Raw genomic sequence first — 17,541 nt, forward strand, 5'->3', positions numbered from 1 at the left:
ACAGCATGAGCAAATTCCTGCCGGAAAAAAGCGAGAGCAAAAGGCTTTAAAGGCATTTAAGCGGTAAGACTAAGAAAGGCAGGCTTTATTGAGCCGAGAGCAGGGGACGGATAGATTCATAACAGAACGGGAGCTTATGCCCCCGCTCGTGTCATCTCTTACTGACGACCGCCGCCATGGCTATGCTCGCCACCTTTCTTGCCCGCTTCAGAGGCTTTCTCGCGATCATTGGCAAAGTTGCCACCGCTGTTTTGACCGCCTTTCTTGCCTGCTTCAGAGGCTTTCTCACGGTCGTTAGCGAAGTTACCTGGATTGTCGTTTTTAGCTGTCATGTCTTTCTCCACAATGGTTAGGACTTGCCTGGCTGATCGGAACAATCACCCTTCAAGAGATCGGAAGGGAAAAGGCTGTACGGAGTTCCTTAAAAGTTGGGTATACCCTTTTTATAGGATAAGGGGTAAGTAACAGATTCTAGAAAGCACTCCGAGGAACATCAAAGTACGCGGCCCTATCAGCCTCGCTTAAGAGGTATTACCGTAAATGCAGCTCAGCCAAGTGTGCAGCCTCAGAGGTATACCCCAGTGACGACAGGCACTGGAGCATTGCAGCGAGCCGTATAAACCCGCTGCAACCCTATCCAAATGGACAGATTGCTTATTTGAACTCGCATTCTGTGGCTTTCATGACCTGGCAAAAGGCACCCACGAGTGTCGCGTTATGATGGTCAATAATAGCGTTAGCGCTCATCACTGACGTATCTGAGCAGGTATGTCCATCCTCTATAAGGATAGCCTCGAATCCTAGGTCCCGTGCTGCGCGGCAGGTACTGTCGATACAGTACTGAGTCTTCATGCCCGCAATTACAACAGTATCAACGCCTTTTGATCGGAGCTGTTCGGCCAGATTGGTAAGAGCAAACGCATTGGGCCTGGTTTTATCGAAAATAATTTCGGAGCCTTCAAGAGCCAGTGCATTTACCAATTGAGTGAGAGGGCTACCCGGCTCAATCGAACTACCAGCAGGGCCTGTATGCCTCGCAAGGAAAACGGGAGAGCCCGCTTTTTGAGCTCGATAGATAAGGTCATTTAGAGTGGAAAGTAGACGATCACCAAGCCAGGGTTTGTCTGGACCTTGAAACAGGCCTACCTGCATATCGAGGATCAAGAGTGCGTGCATGGATTATGTCCTTACGTTGGCCAGTGACGTAAGGACAAATAAAAAGCCCCTACCATCGCTGGCGGGGCCTTTGGATTCGCTCGCTATCTCTTGCTCACGACACCTTGCACGGCCCGCCTATAGCGGTCGTGGTGGTAGCGGTCGAGGTGAGCTGAGTTATATGCATGTCTTGAATATAGTGACTGCTGCAAATGTCAGCAATACCGACACTTTGCCATCAGCAAGGTTGGACAGAATCTTTATTCGGTGTGCTTGCTTCAAGGAAAAAATGAGCACGTTAGGACAATCTTTTTTGAAAAAAGAAGCGCGTATGCTCCGGTGGAAAACTATCAAGGTGACCAAATTCAGTGAAGCCATGTTTTTGGTAGAAACCCGGTGCCTGAAAGTCAAAAGTATCGAGCCAGATTCCGACGCAACCTCTTTCACGCGCAACGTCTTCGGCCATGTTCACCAGGCGTGAACCTATGCCTTGGCCCCTTGTTTCCTCAGGTATGGCTAGCAACTCGATGAATAGCCAACGATAGTATATTTCCCCATAGAGCCCTCCAATGACTTCATTGGTGTTCTCATCGCGGACTAGTAGCGCGATTGACTCTGGTTTCGGATCACCCGCTTTAGAATGATTATGAGCCCGTAAGGGTTTAAGGATAGCCGAGCGCTCATTTTCTTTTGGGTTAATTGCAATCTCGATACGCGCACTCATGAGCTCATCCTTTCGATATTGACTGTGGTACCCATACATTAAGGCTTTAAAGCTTAAACAGATCGTACCAGGTCGGCCGTGTATTTTTTGAGTGTAGCTGTGCAAGGGAAGTAGCCGTCTCGTGGCAATGGCCTATGTAACTGCCGCGCTGGCATAAAAGTATGTGTTCGGATCTAAAGAAGTTTGCTTTCTTTGAGACTGCTGACAACGTCAGCACAACGCTTTATCAACGTCATGCTTATCGCCGCGCCCCTGCCGTTTTTACATACCTAAGCCTCGGCCCCTATAGTCTTAGGTACATCCCTGATGAATAAAGTTAAAACGATACAGGTGCACGGATAGCCATAGCATGCAAAGCCATTGAATAGGCGTCTGCCTTATTTCATAAGCGCAAATAACTTCCCAGTAGTCTAAATTGACTTTAAAGACGACCGGTCTAATATGGGAGCATGACTACCAGTACCTTACCGGCCCGCCGAGGTCGGCCACCTAAGATTCCCCGAGAGCACGCCGATACGCGTGACGCTTTGATCCATGCGGGTATGGAAATCTTTACCGAGCAAGGCTTTGCCGCCACAGGCATTGACTTAGTCCTTAAACGAATACAGGTGCCTAAAGGCTCGTTTTATCATTATTTCGATAGCAAGGAAGCCTTTGGGCAGGCAGTGCTCAGGCGCTACGCAGCTTACTTCGCGCGTAAGCTTGACCGCTGGTTATTGGATGAAAGCGTTGATCCCATACAGCGGCTAAAGAACTTTGTAGAGGATGCCAAAGTCGGTATGGCCAGGTACGAGTTTCGACGAGGCTGTTTGGTTGGCAATCTTGGACAGGAAGTACTCGTTCTGCCGGATAGTTTTCGCTCCCAGCTAGAAGCGACCTTGCTTGATTGGCAACGGCGTTTAGCTGACTGCCTTCGTGAGGCAGCAAAGAGGGGACAGCTGCGGTCTGGATGTCATTGTGATGATTGGGCTGCTTACTTCTGGATTGGCTGGGAAGGCGCTGTGCTACGTGCACGACTGTCTCAGACGGTGCAGCCTCTCGACTGTTTTATCGAGGGTTTTCTGAATGGCATCAAAGCATAACTGCTGCTGCCTGATTAAAAACGATCGGTCTAAATAGGAGACATGATGTTTAAAGCAATTCTCATCGACAAAAATGCATCAACCTACAACGCTCGGCTGGCTGACATGAGTGAAGATCAGCTTCCTGAAGGGAATGTGACGGTGCGTGTTTCCTATAGCACGCTGAATTTCAAGGATGGACTGGCTATAACAGGGAATAGCCCTGTAGTACGCAAATTTCCCATGGTGCCTGGAATAGATTTTGCCGGGATCGTTGAGGAAAGTACCCATCCACGGTACAAGGCTGGAGACCGAGTGCTGCTCAATGGCTGGGGCGTTGGTGAAAGCCATTGGGGTGGACTGGCTCAAAAGGCCAGCGTACAGGGTGATTGGCTGATCCCGCTACCGTCCGGGCTCGACGAACACCAGGCCATGGCAATCGGTACTGCCGGATACACTGCCATGCTTTGCCTGATGGCGCTGGAGCGACATGGAATCACACCTGATAAAGGAGACATCCTGGTAACAGGTGCTAATGGTGGCGTTGGTAGTTTCGCCGTTTCTCTGCTCGCTCGTAACGGTTATTCGGTCATTGCTGCCACAGGGAGGCCCGAGGAGTCCGAGTACCTTAAAAAGCTTGGCGCCCAATCGGTTATCAACCGCAACGAACTGTCTGAGCCGGGCCGTCCGCTTTCCAAAGAGCGCTGGGCTGGAGCTATTGATTCGGTGGGTAGCCATACGCTTGCAAATGTCTGTGCTGCCACTCGGGCAGAAGGAGCGGTAGCCGCCTGTGGTCTAGCACAAGGTATGGATCTGCCCGCAACCGTAGCGCCTTTCATTCTTCGCGGGGTAAGTCTGCTAGGTATCAATAGCGTCACCCAGGTCTACGAGCGGCGTGTGGAGGCCTGGAACCGCCTGCAGACAGATCTCGATTTATCTATGCTGTCTGAAATAACACGCGAAATTACGCTAGGGGAGGCTATTACTGCGTCCACTGATTTGCTTCAGGGCAAGATACGCGGGCGGCTTGTCGTCAACGTGAATCGCTAGGAGGGCTTGGTGGATGTTACCTGTCTGGTGCCCAAGTGCTTGATGATGCATTTAGAGACCAACTATTGCTGAGCGCCACCGGCTCCATGTGTAGATCCACCTAAGCGTTGATAGCGGCCTTTAGATACATAAGCCAGTCATAATCTGGTTCAAGGATTTTAATGAAAGGGCTTACCTCTCGGCTCGTGACTGGGATCGCCTTTGCGATATTCGCGACCCTGTGTTGGGCACTGAATTTTATCGTTCCCTATATCACAGGGAGCTATACCATATTTGATTTCCTTGCCACTCGATTTCTGATCGTAGGGGTAATTGGCATTGTATTAATTGCTATCAACCGCGCCCATCTTTCCATGCTGTCATGGCCGTTGCGATACATGGCCGCCGGATTGGGTGCCATGGGCTATTTCGGTTACAGCACCCTTATTGCTTCAGGTGTTCAGTTTGGAGGTCCGGTTTTAACCCCTGCCTTTATCGGAATGGTCCCGGTATTACTGGCATTGTTAGGCAATGTGCACTCCAAAGTATTGGCATGGCGTCGACTGGCCCAGCCCTTGTGTGTTCTTGCCTTTGGGTTGCTGTTGATCAATCTGACCAGTCTTCAGCATCCACTGAACGAGAGCGCATCGGTGTCGACTGGAATTGCGTTTTCGGTTGCGGCAGTGATGCTCTGGCTAGTGTTTAGTTTTTTAAACCAAAGCTCATTGGAAAAGATTTCTCCCGGCGCGACAGGCGTCTGGACTGGCCTCATGATGGTGGGAAGTGCATTGGCTCTATTAGTCCTAATGCCCTTGGCACAGGCCTTTGGTCTTTTTCACTTTCCTCACCAAGGATACGACTTTGCCAGTGCAGGTACCCTTTACGGCTGGGCCTTCCTGATTGGAGTTTTCTCTTCTTTACTTGGAGCCTGGGCATGGAACAGGGCCTGTCGTGATTTACCAATGGTGCTTTCAGGTCAGCTGATTGCCTTAGAGTCCTTGTTTGCAGCCGTGCTGGCTCTAGCATTTGAGCGCCGCTTACCGTCCTGGAATGAGGCATTAGGAATCATGACCGTGCTGATGGGAGCGGTGTTGGCAGTGCAGGTTATTTTCTCAGCAAAAGGGCAAAAAAAGGCCAGAATGCAGGATGAAAAGCCAAGCGCTTGAGGAGCAGTCCCTTGGTTTTCATACCCTCTGAATCTGCTGATTTTCATTTACTGGAAAGAACCTGTGAGGTTATGCCTGATGGCAGCACGAGATTTAAAAGGCCACTGTGGCTATCCTGAGAAGAATGCTAAGGCTAGAATGCTCTATAAGTAATCATTAAAGGTAACTTATTTGATGATTAGCATGAATTTTATAGTCCTAGCCTCCAACCGAGTAAGAAATTAAACGCGCCCCCGTCAGTTAGGCTCTAGCCTGTCAAAATAGACAGGACGCAGAGTCGTTGGATAAACACAAAGTAGCGCTGATTATAGTGCAGGAAACTTAGTCCCTGCTTTTTCGGGACGGTGGTCAGCTAGCCTATATACACGTTAATTAACTCATGCTTGTTGCTATGCAGACAGTTAACGCACTGACTCATTCCCTGGGGCGTCAAGGTCAGAGCGGGCCAGAATGTGCTCAGCCAGCTCGGCTGCGTATGGTGAGAGGGCATTAAAGCAGTAGGTACATAAATACAATAACCGGGTCGCCCAAGTATCTTGAAGTCTGACCATTGAGAGCCTCTTTTTCAGCTGACTCCGGCGATACGTTGCCTCAGGTACGATGGCTATTCCTATGCCTTGCATTACCAGACTGCATAGAGCGTCCAAGGTAGCCACCCGCACCCGAAGAGCTAACCATTTGCCGGCTTGCTTTGCCTTTTCTTCCAGATGCTGTTGAAGAGCATTGGTAGAGGTCAGCCCCACAAAGGGCTGGGTGAGTAGCTCCTCAAACTGAATGACCTTTCTACCAACAAAAAATGGCGAATGCTTGGCAGCTATGACTACCAGACGATCTGTTCGAAACGGGCGAGATTCGAGTGCGTTAAACGCTGTGTGATCGGCAAGCAAGCCTAGCTCTGACTGACGTCTGGTAAGCGATTCCACAATTTGATAGCTGGAACGCTCCTCTATATCCAAATCAAGCTGGGGATGCCGCAACAGAAAATGACTCAGGAGGTCGGGCAGATGCTCTGTTAGCGCAGCGGTATTGCATAGCAGGCGAATTCGGCATCTTGATCCCGAGGCGTGATTGCCAAGCTCGCCGTTCATTACCTCCAGTTGGTGGAGGACAGCCTGAGCGTGATGGGCAAGGGTTCTGCCAGCCGGCGTAGGCACAGTGCCTCTCCGGTGGCGCTCAAGCAGAGCGGTTCCGAGCGTCTCTTCCATACCCTTTATGCGGGCGCTGGCTGAGGCGAGGGATAAATGACTCTTGGCGGCCCCTGCTGTAATGCTTTGCGTCTCGATGATATGTATGAAGAGCTTGAGATCAACAAGATCATATCTCATGGGGCGGGCTTCCATCGATGCTTATCTGGCTTCGTCCCAGCCTAACCCAGAATCAGGGAAATGCAGATTTTAAATGGGCCGCTGACGCCGCATGCTCATCAGATCACTCAACGGAAGGTATGACTAATGACTATCCTGTTTTGCAGCCTGGTCTTCCTGCTCGCCGGTATTATCAAAGGTGTTTTGGGAATGGGGCTGCCAACGGTAGCCGTTGCCCTGCTTGTCCTGGTCATGACGCCTGGGGAAGCGTCAGCGCTGTTGTTGATCCCTTCGTTGGTTACCAACCTCTGGCAGTTGTACGGCGGGCCCGCATTAGGTCAACTGATCAGCCGGCTCTGGTTGATGATGGTAATGCTGTGCCTGGGAACACTACTGACCGTGCGCTGGCTGACTGAATCAGAAAACGTCTTCATACCTGCCATGCTGGGCCTGATATTGATAGTGTATGGCTGCATGGGGTTGTGCGCGTACCGCCTACCTACCGTATCGGAGAGCGGCGGTTTTGTTTCAGGCGCAGTGGGCTTTGTTACTGGTTTGATCACGGGAGCTACCAGCGTTTTTGTAGTCCCTGCCGTGCCGTATCTTCAAGCGATGAATCTTGGCAGGGAGCGACTGATTCAAGCGCTTGGGCTTTCCTTTACCGTTTCGACGTTGACGCTTGGCGCAGGCCTGTCATGGCAGGGCGCTCTGGTGATTGATGATGTCAAAACCTCTTTGCTTATGCTCCTACCTGCGCTTGCTGGCTTGCTTGCAGGGCAAAAACTACGTACCAGATTGAGTGAGACGCTTTTTCGAAGGCTCTTTTTCATCGGCCTGCTGTTACTGGGTGTTTTCCTTTTCGTTCGGCCCTTTCTGAGGTATGAGTAGCAGACAGCTATATATGAGGACAGGAGGTTAGAAGGGTTCTTCTAGTACCTGCGCGGTAAGCTCAGTGCTGACCAAGCTAACAAAGCTATCTTAAGGCTAGCTAGGCAGAAGTTGCGTCACCCGAGGAGGGGAGGATCAAGCATCCATAGCTACGATGAATGCCAGATAACAACAATATTTAGCAATGAAGAAGGCGTTACATTGATCAGAGAAAAACTGTAATCAAAAAGCGCTGTTTAGCGCCTCATCTCTTTGACTGCAGTGGCCAGTTGGTCGATTGTCCATGGCTTGCGTAGAAAGGGCACATCCTTAGGTAGTTGTATTTCCAGACCGGTATAGCCAGACATCAAGACGATTGGAAGAAAGGGCCAGCGTTTTGAAACGATATGTGCCAGGTCGATGCCGTTGATGTGTCCGGGCATTCTCACATTCGATACAACCACGCTTACCAAAAGCGCTTTGTCCTCTAGAAAGCTCAGGGCCTCATCAGCTGTACCAAACGCTGCCACCTCAAAACCTTCGTTTTGTAACACGTCGATCATTAGCTCACGAAGCATGACCTCATCTTCCGCTACAAGCGCAATGGGGGGGTAACGCTGTGATGTTTCAGCATTATGTACATCCATTTGACGTAACCCAGTTGAGGTTTACTTAAAGCATAGCTGCTTTATAGAGGACCGCCTGCCAGAGCGGCTTTGAGATCAGTCTTTGGGCAGGACGGCTGACCTCTAGCACTTCAACCTGTGCGTGAGAGGACGGTACGGTATTGTCCCGGTGTTGCGCCATGTACCTGAGCAAACCGGCGACTCAGGTGACTGGCGCTGGAAAAGCCACAATCCAGCGTAATCTGAGCAAGCGGCAATGTAGTATTCACCAGCAGCTCTCGAGCCTTGGCTAATCGTCGTGCCAATACATAACGATGAGGCGGCATACCGAATGAAAGCGTGAACATGCGGCTGAAGTGAAAGGTCGACAAGGCCGCTTCTTCAGCCAGTGTCGACAGCTCAAGCGGTTTATCCAGGTGGGTGTCAATATAGTCGCGGATGCGTCGTCTGACCGATGGTGAAAGGCCGCCGCGCCAGTGGACCTCCTGGCGCGGCCCGCACCCATTGAGCAGCAGATGGCTGACCGCTTCGTGCGCCAGGCTCGAGCACAGCAGGCGCTCTCCAGGTTCCTGCCAGTCACTGCGTTCCAGCGCACGGCAGATGGCAACGAGGGCAGGATCCTCCATGTATGTGCGTTCCTGCAGATGGATCGCCCGGGGTTCCTTGTCCAGAACCCGGACGGTTTCCAGCATCAACTGCTCAGGGGTGACGTACAGATGCATGAAACCCAGCCCTTGCGTAACTGACCAGTCAGAGTCGTGTCCGGCTGGCAGAACACAGAATCGGTCAGGCGCCCCGTAGTGGCCCGGCTGGTCAAGGCGAAACGTTTGCCAACCACCTTCCAGATAAAGCGACAAAGTGTGATGATCCGGGCTGCTGTAGCCCAGCACGTCGGCATCGCTGCGATACCACTGCGCCAACGCCATGCCATTGCCCAGCGCAGTATGACGTAGACGGTGTGCATTGGAGGCCTGGTCTAAGGTACGAAACACTTGAAAGTCGTCGGCTTGCTGCATGATCACGTCTCCTGGTTTCACATCATAAGGCTTATGAGAGGCGCGAACCGCATGCCAGAATAAAAAGCGCAAGAATGTGCAACCCTTCAACGGACTTACTCACCACACTGGTTTCCTGACCGCTGGAGACCACCATGAATCTTACGCTTTATCTGTTGACTGTTCTGATCTGGGGCACCACCTGGATTGCCATCAAGTTTCAGATCGAATCCGTAGCCATTCCGCTTTCGATTGCCTATCGCTTCGCCCTTGCAGCGCTGGTCCTGTTTCTAATCCTGATACCGACCCGTCGCCTACAGCCATTGGATCAACGCGGCCAGCTGTTCTGCATGGCTCAAGGTGTTTGCCTGTTCTGCCTGAACTTCATCTGCTTTTACTCGGCCAGCCAGTACATAGCCAGTGGGCTGATTGCCGTAGTGTTCTCAACCGCCACACTCTGGAATGCCCTCAACGCACGCCTGTGGTTCAAGCAAACCATCGCGGCCAACGTTTTGGCCGGGGGCGCATTGGGTTTGCTGGGGCTCGCCCTGTTGTTCTGGCCGGAACTGGGCAGCCACACGGCAAGCCATGAGACTTGGCTAGGGCTTGGGCTCTCCTTGTTAGGAACATTGTGCTTTTCAGCGGGCAACATGATTTCGAGTCTGCAACAGCGCGTGGGTATCCGCCCGTTGACGAGCAATGCCTGGGGCATGTTGTACGGCGCCTTGATTCTATTGGTGATCTGCCTTGTACAGGGGGTGCCTTTTACAGTCGACCTTAGTACGCGCTACATCAGTTCGCTGGTTTATTTGGCCGTTCCTGGCTCAGTGATCGGATTTACCGCCTACCTGACCCTGGTTGGCCGTCTGGGTGCTGAGCGGGCGGCCTATTGCACCGTCCTGTTTCCGGTGGTTGCCCTTAACATCTCGGCATGGATGGAAGGATACCAATGGACATGGCCTGCACTGTTTGGGCTGGCGCTGGTACTGCTGGGCAACATCCTGGTATTTCGCAAACCCAAGGGTAGCTCGACCTTGCTGAAACCTGCGACATCAATGGGGCGATAAAAATAAGTAATTGAAAAACAACGGTTTACTGGGTTTTCCGTTCGTCGGCAGACCGCTTGAAAGTATTTTCACTATCCTTATGTAGGGTCATGCGGGATGCCGAAATCGGGTCCCGGGTTATCGAAACTTGCTGATCTTCAGGAGATTCATCATGACTGGTTTATCCCTTGCACCTTTGTTCCGTAGCACTGTTGGCTTTGATCGTTTCAATGATCTATTTGAGTCGGCGCTGCGTGATTCGGTACCAGGCTATCCGCCTTACAATGTCGAGAAGCACGGCGAAAACGACTATCGCATCGTGATTGCGGCAGCGGGCCTGCATGAAGACGATCTGGATATTCAGGTCGAGCGTGGTGTACTGACAATAGGTGCCGATCGGCGTGAGCACACCGCTGAAGGTGTGACCTACCTGCACCAAGGTATTGCCCAGCGTGCCTTCAGGCTGTCCTTCCGGCTCGATGAGCACATTGAGGTCAAAGGCGCCAGCCTAAGCAATGGCTTGCTCAATATTGATCTGGTTCGCCGGGTGCCGGAAGAAGCAAAGCCAAAGCGCATTACCATTGCCAGTGAAGCGCGTCCTGCATTGAATGACGAAGCGGCATAAGTAACAAAGACAGCAAAGGGCGCCCAACGGCGCCCTTTGCCTATGTAGCAATCTGATTGGAGGACCGGCTGATGTATTAGCCGGTCCTTGTTGGATCACGCCGAGGCGGGTGCAGGAACCGACGTATCCGCCAATTGCTTGCCATTCTCATCGCGCAGCTCGACACGCTGTATCTTGCCAACGATGAACAGGTAGCTAAAGACTGCGACTAGCGCGTTGGCACCTACATACACCAACGCCCAGCGGAACGAGCCCGTTACCGCAATGATGTAGCCAATGATAATGGGCGTGGTAATAGAAGCGATGTTGCCGAACGTGTTGAAGATACCGCCTGAAAGGCCTGCGATCTGCTTGGGTGACGTGTCCGATACAACTGCCCAACCCAGTGCACCCAATCCCTTTCCGAAGAAAGCCAGCGTCATGAAGCCAACTACCATCCATTCGGCATCCACATAGTTACAGAACACCATTGAGGTGGATAGCAGTAGCCCGCACACGATCGGCAGTTTACGGGAGAAGGTCAGTGTATTACCGCGACGCAGCAGCCAGTCGGAAATGATGCCGCCCAGTACACCTCCGATAAAACCGCAGATTGCCGGCAAGGAGGCAATAAAACCAGCCTTTAGGATGGTCATCCCACGCTCCTGGACAAGATAGACCGGGAACCAGGTCAGGAAGAAGTAGGTGATGGCATTGATGCAATACTGGCCAAGGTAAACGCCCAGCATCATGCGATTGGTCAGCAGTTGGCTGATGTAGTGCCATTTGGGGCCGTTGTTGGTGCCACGTGCCTGGTCCATGTCGACCAGACCACCGTTCTTTTCGATGTGTGCAATTTCCGCCGCATTCGCCCGTGGATGATCCTTGGGGTTATAGATCGTTTTCATCCAGATGCCGGAGAAAATGATGCCCAATACACCCATGACAACAAACACATGTTCCCAGCCGAAGCTGTAAACAATCCAGCCCATCAGCGGTGCAAACAATGCCGTTGCGAAGTATTGTGCAGAGTTGAACACGGCTGAGGCGGTACCGCGCTCTGCGGTCGGGAACCAGGCTGCAACGATGCGGGCGTTACCCGGAAATGAAGGCGCTTCGGCAAATCCCACCAGAAAACGTAGAACGAACAGCGTAACCACGGCCCAGGCCACAGGCATCATGCCAACAAAGCCCTGAAGCAGAGTAAACAGTGACCAGATGAAAATACCCGTGGCATAAACGCGTTTTGAACCGAAGCGGTCAAGTAGCCAGCCCCCGGGGATCTGACCCAGCACATAAGCCCAACCGAAGGCAGAGAAAATATAGCCGAGCGTGACGGCATCGATTCCCAAATCCTTTTGCATACTGGAGCCGCCAATCGAAATGGTGGCTCTATCCGCATAGTTGATCGTTGTTACCAGGAACAGCATCAGGAGAATCAGATAGCGGACCCGGGTTTGCCGTGTATCGCCCATAACGTTCACCTCGATATTTATTGTTGTCGATGATTAGCCTCACCCCGTAGAGCGGTGTGGCAGAAAGGAAGCGAGCTGGAGCTATGCGCCTGAGTGGGTAACAGGCAATAAGCGAGAGGGAAGGGGGAACTGAGTACGCGGTTCGATATGTTTCACGGTTGTTGTCCTTTTTATAGTGATCAGATGGTGCTTTGTCTGATTGCGCAATCATTAAAGGCACTATCACACCAATCGGTTGTGTCTATTGATAACCGATCTTGATGTGATTGCGCAATCATTAAAGTGTAAGAGGCTGACGAATAGTCGCCTGCCGTTGAATCAGGTTGTGGACCGTTCCACAATTGTGAACCCAGTGTCCAACTGTACCGGCTCGGTATGTTGGTCAGGATTTTGAAAGCGCGCCAGCAGGGCCTTCGCAATGAGCTTGCCCATTCGGGCACCATCAACATTCACAGTCGAGAGTGCAGGGTATACATGAGCCGCGCTGGATAGGTCGCCAAATCCTAGAACGGCCAGTTCTTCAGGCACCTTGATCCCCTGACTGGCCGCTTCTGCCAGAATGCCCTGGGCGACTGTATCGGAACTGCATACCACCACTTCAGGAAGCGAGCCACGCCCCTTGAGCTGGCGCAAACCTTCACGACCACTTAACAGCGTGGCAGGCGTTTGCATGATCTCGACAGGTACATCCGTAATGCCTAACGACGCCAATTGGTCCAGCAGGGCACGTCCACGCTTTAGAGCTCGTATGTCGTCGACCGAAACTAGTCCAAACTGACGATACCCTTTGCCATAGAGATAATCGGCCATAGCGCGCCCAACGGCTTCATGGGAAAAGCCGATTTGCATGTCGATTGGCTCGGTGCCCAGCTCCCATGCTTCAACTACCGGAATAGATGAGCGTGACAGCCGGTCACGGCTCTCTTCGGTGTGAAGCGTACCTGTCAGTACGATTCCATCGGGCCGCCTACCGAGCACGGCTGCCAGAAGCTGCTCTTCCTGTTCGGGAGAGTAGCCGGTCAGACCTATCATCGTCTGGTAACCAGACGCTGTCAGCTGATCGATCAAGGCCTGTACCGTGTCGGCAAAAATGGAGTGTGCAATTGTCGGCAGGAAGATGGCGACCAGCCGACTTTTATTCGAAGCCAGGCCTCCCGCCAACATGTTGGGAACATATCCTGTGGCTTTGACGGCGGCTAAGACCTTTTCCCGAGCGGCCTCGCTTACGATCTCTGGGCGGTGGAGTGCTCGGGAAACCGTAATGGGTGAGACACCCGCCACCTTGGCGACATCGATCAAGGTCAGGGCGGGAGTACCAGAAGAGGGCCCGGAGGCGGTTTTCGATGATTTTCTTGCCATTACCTTTGAGGCCAACAATGAAGCAGAGCGCCATCTTAACGGCTTGCGCTTTTCTTGTATGCGTTCTCGCGTGTAATCAGAGCTATTGCTGAGCCGTTACCCTTCAGCAGCGCATCCCTCTGCGCTCTAACTGATAATGATGGGCCATTGTTCGGATGAGGCGAAATTCAGCCAAGGTCCGATATGCTGTTGCGGGCTAGCGTTTGATTTGAGGGCTCATACAAGAGCGGCAAGCTATACGCTTGCCGCTGAAGACCTCATTTTTCAGTAAAACGCATTCCGCGAAATGTACGAACCGGGTTACCGCGCTCAATATCATGGTGAAACAAGCGTCTATCCAGTCGCTGAGCTGCCTGGGCGTCCTCGGCGTACTGCGCAAGTTTTTGCTCAATCAATGCCATTGCCAGGCGCTTGTTGGCATGCTGGCTGCGCTCGCTTTGCACCTTGACCGAAAGCCCGCTCTGCACATGAGTAGCCCGAACGGCAGAGTCCGTCTTGTTCACGTGCTGACCGCCGGGCCCTGAGGCCCGCACGTACTCGAAGCGTATCGATCCCGAGGAGGCTGACGCAGGCGGCATAAATACCCTGGCGCCAAAATACCAGTTCTTTCTGCCATGCTGGGGCCGGTAAGGACTTTGGCATATCCAGAGTAGACTGCCGTTCCATCGGCTGGCCAGTGGCTCGCTGCGCTCGCCTTCCAATACCAGAAGTGCAGAGCTAACGGTGCCGCGGTGCTCGCCATCCGACTGCTCAACCACTGACAGCAGCACATCCTCGCGTTCGGCTTCTGTCTCCAGGAGACGAAGTGCCTTGGTCACGGCCAGCTCGCACTCAGCCGGGCCTTGAGCCGATGAGAGTTGCAGGAGTCTCACGGGCAGCACCCCCGTCGCTTGTAGGTCAGCACCGGTTTAAGCCGGGCTATGACCGTGACCAGTGAAGCACCTTGCAGGGTTTCGATGATGCTGTCGATGTCCTTGTAAGCTTCTGGCGCTTCCTCGTACATCAACGCCTTGTCCTCGCAGATTACCCGGCTGCCCAAGGACGTGCGCTTCAACTGATCGAACGAGAAGCGGTTGGATAACCGATCACGGCATTCTGTCCTGAGCCATTTTCTGCCGGCACCATGGGCAAGGGAAAATAGACTGACTTCCGAAGGAATCGGTTTGACCAGCCAACTATAGGACCCACGAGAGCCCGGAATGATGACAGGTCCCGCGTCGGCCGGAGTGGCGCCCTTGCGATGCAGCCAGCCCTGCATGTCCTTGAAAGTGGCTGAGGACACAAGGTTATGGTTGATATCCAGTACCTGACGGCTCTCCGCACGCAGATTCGCCAGGAGTCGTCTGGCGATGAGCTGGCGATTGGCCTCGGCATAGCGCAGACCTTGGTCGTGCAGTGCCAGATACTCGAGCCCTTCGGGCGACTTGGGATCGAGACCGGCGTGCCCAAACACCTCGACATGCCTGCGCAAAACCGACTCGCCATAGCCTCGCGATCCGCTGTGCACAAGCAGAAGCAGGGTTTTTCGATCCAGTCCCAGTGAAGCGACCAGCGTTTCGTCATGAACGGTATCGATGGCTTGAAGCTCGGCAAAGTGATTGCCGCCGCCAATCGTGCCCAGAGAGGCTTCATGGCCTGTCCTGGAAAGAGAAAAGGCCTTTACGTCTTCGGCCCAACTGTTGTCCAGTGGCCCGTCGATACTGCCCAGGCGCCGTTCGAGTTTGTCGAGGTTCAGCTTGCCGGCTCGGATATCAGTCTGCCAGAGCGCCATGCCGCAGCCGATATCATTTCCAACCAAGGCTGGATAGATAACGTTTTCAGATAAGAACGCGGCGCCTACTGGGTAGCCACGGCCTGGGTGAAGGTCCGGCATGCCGGAGACCCGGACCATACCAGTCAATCTGGCGGTAGTTTCCAACTGCTGTATCGCAGTACCTTCGATCCAGAGATTATCGGATGCGATAAGGTTGACGCGTTCCGATAGAGTACGAATGCAATTGCCCATAACCAATTCCTGATGGGTAAACAATAATTCAGGGAAAGGCAGGCCGGAGCCGGGCAAAGCGGCGCTAAGTGCGCAGGAAAGCGTTTATGCCTGGCAGGACCTGCAAAGAGTGAAAGCGCGTCGCATGATCAGGCTCCTTGCAAGACAGAAAGAAAAACGGATAGTAGTGGCTTGGGTGCAGAAAATCCAGCGCAGAGAAGGAGAAGGTAGCCCCAAGAAGGGCTACCCCGGACAACTCAGCCCTCAGTCGGGGTTTTAGACCGTTGGGCAAAGCTCTTGCGCAGCTTTTGAAGCTTGGGTGGGATTACCGCCATGCAGTACTGGTTGGCGCGCCCGCGCTCTTCCCAATAGTTCTGATGATATCCTTCTGCCGGATACCAAGGCCCCAGTGGCTCGATCGTGGTCACGATGGGCGCTGAGAGACCTTCCTGTGCACGTGCAATCGCTGCTCTGGCCTCGGCTTCCTGTTCGGGGTTTGCCGGGAACAGAGCAGTACGGTACTGCGTACCCATGTCGTTACCCTGCCGGTTGAGCTGGGTCGGGTCATGGGTTGCAAAGTGAATATCGAGCAACTCGCCATAGCTGATCACGTCAGGGTCGTAACCAATACGGATGGCTTCGGCATGGTCGGTATTACCTTCACAGACCTGCTCATACGTAGGGTTGACTGTTTTGCCGCCGGTGTAGCCACTCTCGACGGAAACGACTCCGATGACATCCTTGAATACTGCCTCTACGCACCAGAAGCAGCCTCCTGCAACGGTCATGTATTCGGTCGCCATAAAATTCTCCTAAAGCATGGTGTTGGGATGACTGGCTGATCAAACCTGTGCGGAACACGTAACGATTGGTTTGTGCTTACTCTACGCTATTTTGATCAGCGCTTCTGCGGCCAGAGGTTGCAAATATCGTTATGGGTCATACGCTTGGCGAGTATACCCCTTGCTCTCGTGAGGTCCGGTGGTTGGGCCTTCAGGAATGCACTCCGTAGTAATGGACATAAACAAGCCATCCGTGACCTGATCCTGGTTAAGATGGCTTGCAGCACATTCACCTAGGATTGAGATGGTGCCTTGCATAGGCTATTTCAATAGCTCTGCACTCAGGCCAGATAACGGCGGAACCAGCTCAGTGTTCGCTCCCAGGCCAGCGTTGCGGCGGCCTCGTCATAACGTGGCGTTGAGTCATTATGAAATCCGTGGTTGGTGCCGGGATAGATATAGGCTTCATAGGTTTTGCCAGCGGCTTTCAAGGCGCTCTCATAGGCAGGCCAACCTTCATTGATACGCTCATCCCGCTCGGCATAATGAATGAGTAACGGTGCCTTGATGCGTGGGACGTCTTCGACTCTGGGTTGCCGGCCATAAAACGGTACGGCCGCGCCGAGTTCAGGATAGGCGACAGCTGCCGCATTGGCTACGCCTCCGCCATAGCAGAAACCGGTGATTCCTACCTTGCCAGTTGTAAGCTCATGCCCCATGAGCCATTCGACGGCAGCAAAAAAATCGTTCATCAGCTTTTCGGGATTAACGGTTTGCTGAAGCTCGCGCCCTTTGTCGTCATTTCCCGGGTAGCCGCCTACGGAACTCAAGCCATCAGGGGCCAGCGCCACGAATCCAGCCTTTGCCAAGCGTCGCGCAACGTCCTCAATGTAGGGGTTGAGTCCACGGTTTTCATGAGCGACGACAATACCCGGAACCTTTCCCTTGGCCTGCGCAGGTCGTACGAGATAGCCACGCACGTGCCCATGCCCTTTAGGCGAGGGGTAGGAAATGTATTCAGGGACGATTTCAGGATCGGTAAATTCGACTTGCTGCGCCAGAGCGTAATCTGGGCTCAAGGCAGCAAGGAGTGTCGTGGCGGCCAATCCGCCTACGGCGAACTTACCTGCACGGTCGAGAAACTCTCGACGATTGATTCGCCCATGCACGTAATAGTCATACAGCTCAAGCAGTTCGGGCGCGAAATCTTTTGCGGTAAGACGGGCCATGCATGTTCTCCTTGTTGAGTGCAGGCGGGGGATAAATCAGGGCTAATGGAGAGCGGACTATAGTTACAGGACTACTTTAGAGTACTTATCGGAAAATCGCTCGGGCAGTAACTCAACCATGTGCTTAGCCCAGAT

Annotated in this window: 18 protein-coding genes and 2 pseudogenes; 7 read left to right on the top strand and 13 right to left on the bottom strand. The window is 53.0% G+C overall.

Features of this window, described 5'->3' with window-relative positions:
* Positions 1 to 158: 158 nt before the first annotated feature.
* The 3 genes and pseudogenes from QWJ10_RS21270 to QWJ10_RS21280 form a co-directional block, all read right to left on the bottom strand.
* A pseudogene (locus tag QWJ10_RS21270) lies at positions 159 to 314 on the bottom strand (general stress protein); the annotation flags it as partial.
* A 340-nt stretch (positions 315 to 654) separates the two neighbouring features.
* A complete protein-coding gene (locus tag QWJ10_RS21275; protein WP_289929603.1) occupies positions 655 to 1,176 on the bottom strand; it encodes a cysteine hydrolase family protein in 522 nt (173 codons plus the stop codon).
* A 277-nt stretch (positions 1,177 to 1,453) separates the two neighbouring features.
* Positions 1,454 to 1,879, bottom strand: a complete 426-nt coding sequence (locus QWJ10_RS21280) for a GNAT family N-acetyltransferase (RefSeq protein WP_010798745.1) — start codon at positions 1,877 to 1,879, stop codon at positions 1,454 to 1,456.
* A 449-nt stretch (positions 1,880 to 2,328) separates the two neighbouring features.
* Between QWJ10_RS21280 and QWJ10_RS21285 the strand changes: the two genes are divergently transcribed.
* The 3 genes from QWJ10_RS21285 to QWJ10_RS21295 all read left to right on the top strand — a co-directional run bounded on the left by QWJ10_RS21285 (position 2,329) and on the right by QWJ10_RS21295 (position 5,135).
* Entirely contained in the window at positions 2,329 to 2,961 is a 633-nt protein-coding gene (locus QWJ10_RS21285) for a TetR/AcrR family transcriptional regulator (protein ID WP_289929604.1), read from the top strand.
* 45 nt (positions 2,962 to 3,006) lie between these two features.
* Complete coding sequence (locus QWJ10_RS21290) at positions 3,007 to 3,990, top strand: MDR family oxidoreductase (RefSeq protein ID WP_289929605.1); 984 nt, start codon at positions 3,007 to 3,009, stop codon at positions 3,988 to 3,990.
* Positions 3,991 to 4,151: 161 nt separating this feature from the next.
* The gene (locus QWJ10_RS21295) at positions 4,152 to 5,135 is read left to right on the top strand and encodes a DMT family transporter (RefSeq protein WP_289929606.1); all 984 of its coding nucleotides are present in this window, start codon (positions 4,152 to 4,154) and stop codon (positions 5,133 to 5,135) included.
* A 401-nt stretch (positions 5,136 to 5,536) separates the two neighbouring features.
* Here QWJ10_RS21295 and QWJ10_RS21300 read toward each other — a convergent pair whose 3' ends face one another.
* On the bottom strand, positions 5,537 to 6,223 hold the full coding sequence (locus tag QWJ10_RS21300) for a LysR substrate-binding domain-containing protein (RefSeq protein WP_289929607.1): 687 nt from the start codon (positions 6,221 to 6,223) through the stop codon (positions 5,537 to 5,539).
* On the opposite strand from QWJ10_RS21300, the gene QWJ10_RS21305 reads away from it, so the two are divergent.
* Positions 6,200 to 6,364 (top strand): hypothetical protein, encoded by a 165-nt coding sequence (locus QWJ10_RS21305; RefSeq protein ID WP_286788037.1) that lies wholly within the window; start codon positions 6,200 to 6,202, stop codon positions 6,362 to 6,364. The two genes, QWJ10_RS21300 and QWJ10_RS21305, sit on opposite strands and share 24 nt — an antisense overlap.
* On the opposite strand, the pseudogene QWJ10_RS23205 reads toward QWJ10_RS21305, so the two are convergent.
* Positions 6,329 to 6,475, bottom strand: a pseudogene (locus QWJ10_RS23205) (LysR family transcriptional regulator); the annotation flags it as partial. The gene QWJ10_RS21305 and the pseudogene QWJ10_RS23205 overlap by 36 nt on opposite strands.
* Before the next feature lie 111 nt (positions 6,476 to 6,586).
* Here QWJ10_RS23205 and QWJ10_RS21310 point away from each other — a divergent pair.
* Positions 6,587 to 7,327, top strand: coding sequence for a sulfite exporter TauE/SafE family protein (locus tag QWJ10_RS21310; RefSeq protein ID WP_019366136.1), 741 nt, complete (start codon positions 6,587 to 6,589; stop codon positions 7,325 to 7,327).
* A gap of 236 nt (positions 7,328 to 7,563) precedes the next feature.
* Here the strand turns inward: QWJ10_RS21310 and QWJ10_RS21315 are convergent, their stop codons facing one another.
* A complete protein-coding gene (locus tag QWJ10_RS21315; protein WP_122044000.1) occupies positions 7,564 to 7,953 on the bottom strand; it encodes a response regulator in 390 nt (129 codons plus the stop codon).
* Positions 7,954 to 8,063: 110 nt separating this feature from the next.
* A complete protein-coding gene (locus tag QWJ10_RS21320) occupies positions 8,064 to 8,948 on the bottom strand; it encodes an AraC family transcriptional regulator (protein ID WP_289929608.1) in 885 nt (294 codons plus the stop codon).
* A 134-nt stretch (positions 8,949 to 9,082) separates the two neighbouring features.
* On the opposite strand from QWJ10_RS21320, the gene QWJ10_RS21325 reads away from it, so the two are divergent.
* Both QWJ10_RS21325 and QWJ10_RS21330 read left to right on the top strand, forming a co-directional pair.
* Complete coding sequence (locus tag QWJ10_RS21325; protein WP_289929609.1) at positions 9,083 to 9,994, top strand: DMT family transporter; 912 nt, start codon at positions 9,083 to 9,085, stop codon at positions 9,992 to 9,994.
* Between the two features lie 151 nt (positions 9,995 to 10,145).
* Positions 10,146 to 10,598, top strand: coding sequence for an Hsp20 family protein (locus tag QWJ10_RS21330; protein WP_289929610.1), 453 nt, complete (start codon positions 10,146 to 10,148; stop codon positions 10,596 to 10,598).
* A gap of 95 nt (positions 10,599 to 10,693) precedes the next feature.
* On the opposite strand, the gene QWJ10_RS21335 is transcribed toward QWJ10_RS21330, so the two are convergent.
* The 6 genes from QWJ10_RS21335 to yghX all read right to left on the bottom strand — a co-directional run bounded on the left by QWJ10_RS21335 (position 10,694) and on the right by yghX (position 17,406).
* A complete protein-coding gene (locus tag QWJ10_RS21335; protein ID WP_289929611.1) occupies positions 10,694 to 12,052 on the bottom strand; it encodes an MFS transporter in 1,359 nt (452 codons plus the stop codon).
* A 318-nt stretch (positions 12,053 to 12,370) separates the two neighbouring features.
* Entirely contained in the window at positions 12,371 to 13,411 is a 1,041-nt protein-coding gene (locus QWJ10_RS21340; RefSeq protein WP_150346311.1) for a LacI family DNA-binding transcriptional regulator, read from the bottom strand.
* Positions 13,412 to 13,668: 257 nt separating this feature from the next.
* Positions 13,669 to 14,283: a peptide chain release factor H gene (prfH, locus tag QWJ10_RS21345; protein WP_197873273.1), complete on the bottom strand. Its 615-nt coding sequence runs from the start codon at positions 14,281 to 14,283 to the stop codon at positions 13,669 to 13,671.
* Complete coding sequence (locus QWJ10_RS21350) at positions 14,280 to 15,416, bottom strand: RNA ligase RtcB family protein (RefSeq protein WP_289929612.1); 1,137 nt, start codon at positions 15,414 to 15,416, stop codon at positions 14,280 to 14,282. The genes prfH and QWJ10_RS21350 overlap by 4 nt, the downstream gene beginning before the upstream one ends.
* Positions 15,417 to 15,652: 236 nt before the next feature.
* The gene (msrA, locus tag QWJ10_RS21355; protein WP_019366126.1) at positions 15,653 to 16,198 is read right to left on the bottom strand and encodes a peptide-methionine (S)-S-oxide reductase MsrA; all 546 of its coding nucleotides are present in this window, start codon (positions 16,196 to 16,198) and stop codon (positions 15,653 to 15,655) included.
* A 320-nt stretch (positions 16,199 to 16,518) separates the two neighbouring features.
* Positions 16,519 to 17,406 (bottom strand): YghX family hydrolase, encoded by an 888-nt coding sequence (yghX, locus tag QWJ10_RS21360; protein WP_289929613.1) that lies wholly within the window; start codon positions 17,404 to 17,406, stop codon positions 16,519 to 16,521.
* Between the last annotated feature and the right edge of the window lie 135 nt (positions 17,407 to 17,541).

The organism is Pseudomonas sp. WAC2 (assembly GCF_030403525.1).
In the GTDB taxonomy this organism is placed as follows: domain Bacteria; phylum Pseudomonadota; class Gammaproteobacteria; order Pseudomonadales; family Pseudomonadaceae; genus Chryseomonas; species Chryseomonas luteola.

Coding starts and splice junctions, on each gene's coding strand:
- QWJ10_RS21275 (WP_289929603.1), bottom strand. CDS start 1,176: ATGCACGCACTCTTGATCCTCGATATGCAGGTAGGCCTGTTTCAAGGT.
- QWJ10_RS21280 (WP_010798745.1), bottom strand. CDS start 1,879: ATGAGTGCGCGTATCGAGATTGCAATTAACCCAAAAGAAAATGAGCGC.
- QWJ10_RS21285 (WP_289929604.1), top strand. CDS start 2,329: ATGACTACCAGTACCTTACCGGCCCGCCGAGGTCGGCCACCTAAGATT.
- QWJ10_RS21290 (WP_289929605.1), top strand. CDS start 3,007: ATGTTTAAAGCAATTCTCATCGACAAAAATGCATCAACCTACAACGCT.
- QWJ10_RS21295 (WP_289929606.1), top strand. CDS start 4,152: ATGAAAGGGCTTACCTCTCGGCTCGTGACTGGGATCGCCTTTGCGATA.
- QWJ10_RS21300 (WP_289929607.1), bottom strand. CDS start 6,223: ATGAACGGCGAGCTTGGCAATCACGCCTCGGGATCAAGATGCCGAATT.
- QWJ10_RS21310 (WP_019366136.1), top strand. CDS start 6,587: ATGACTATCCTGTTTTGCAGCCTGGTCTTCCTGCTCGCCGGTATTATC.
- QWJ10_RS21315 (WP_122044000.1), bottom strand. CDS start 7,953: ATGGATGTACATAATGCTGAAACATCACAGCGTTACCCCCCCATTGCG.
- QWJ10_RS21320 (WP_289929608.1), bottom strand. CDS start 8,948: ATGCAGCAAGCCGACGACTTTCAAGTGTTTCGTACCTTAGACCAGGCC.
- QWJ10_RS21325 (WP_289929609.1), top strand. CDS start 9,083: ATGAATCTTACGCTTTATCTGTTGACTGTTCTGATCTGGGGCACCACC.
- QWJ10_RS21330 (WP_289929610.1), top strand. CDS start 10,146: ATGACTGGTTTATCCCTTGCACCTTTGTTCCGTAGCACTGTTGGCTTT.
- QWJ10_RS21335 (WP_289929611.1), bottom strand. CDS start 12,052: ATGGGCGATACACGGCAAACCCGGGTCCGCTATCTGATTCTCCTGATG.
- QWJ10_RS21340 (WP_150346311.1), bottom strand. CDS start 13,411: ATGGCAAGAAAATCATCGAAAACCGCCTCCGGGCCCTCTTCTGGTACT.
- QWJ10_RS21350 (WP_289929612.1), bottom strand. CDS start 15,416: ATGGGCAATTGCATTCGTACTCTATCGGAACGCGTCAACCTTATCGCA.
- msrA (WP_019366126.1), bottom strand. CDS start 16,198: ATGGCGACCGAATACATGACCGTTGCAGGAGGCTGCTTCTGGTGCGTA.
- yghX (WP_289929613.1), bottom strand. CDS start 17,406: ATGGCCCGTCTTACCGCAAAAGATTTCGCGCCCGAACTGCTTGAGCTG.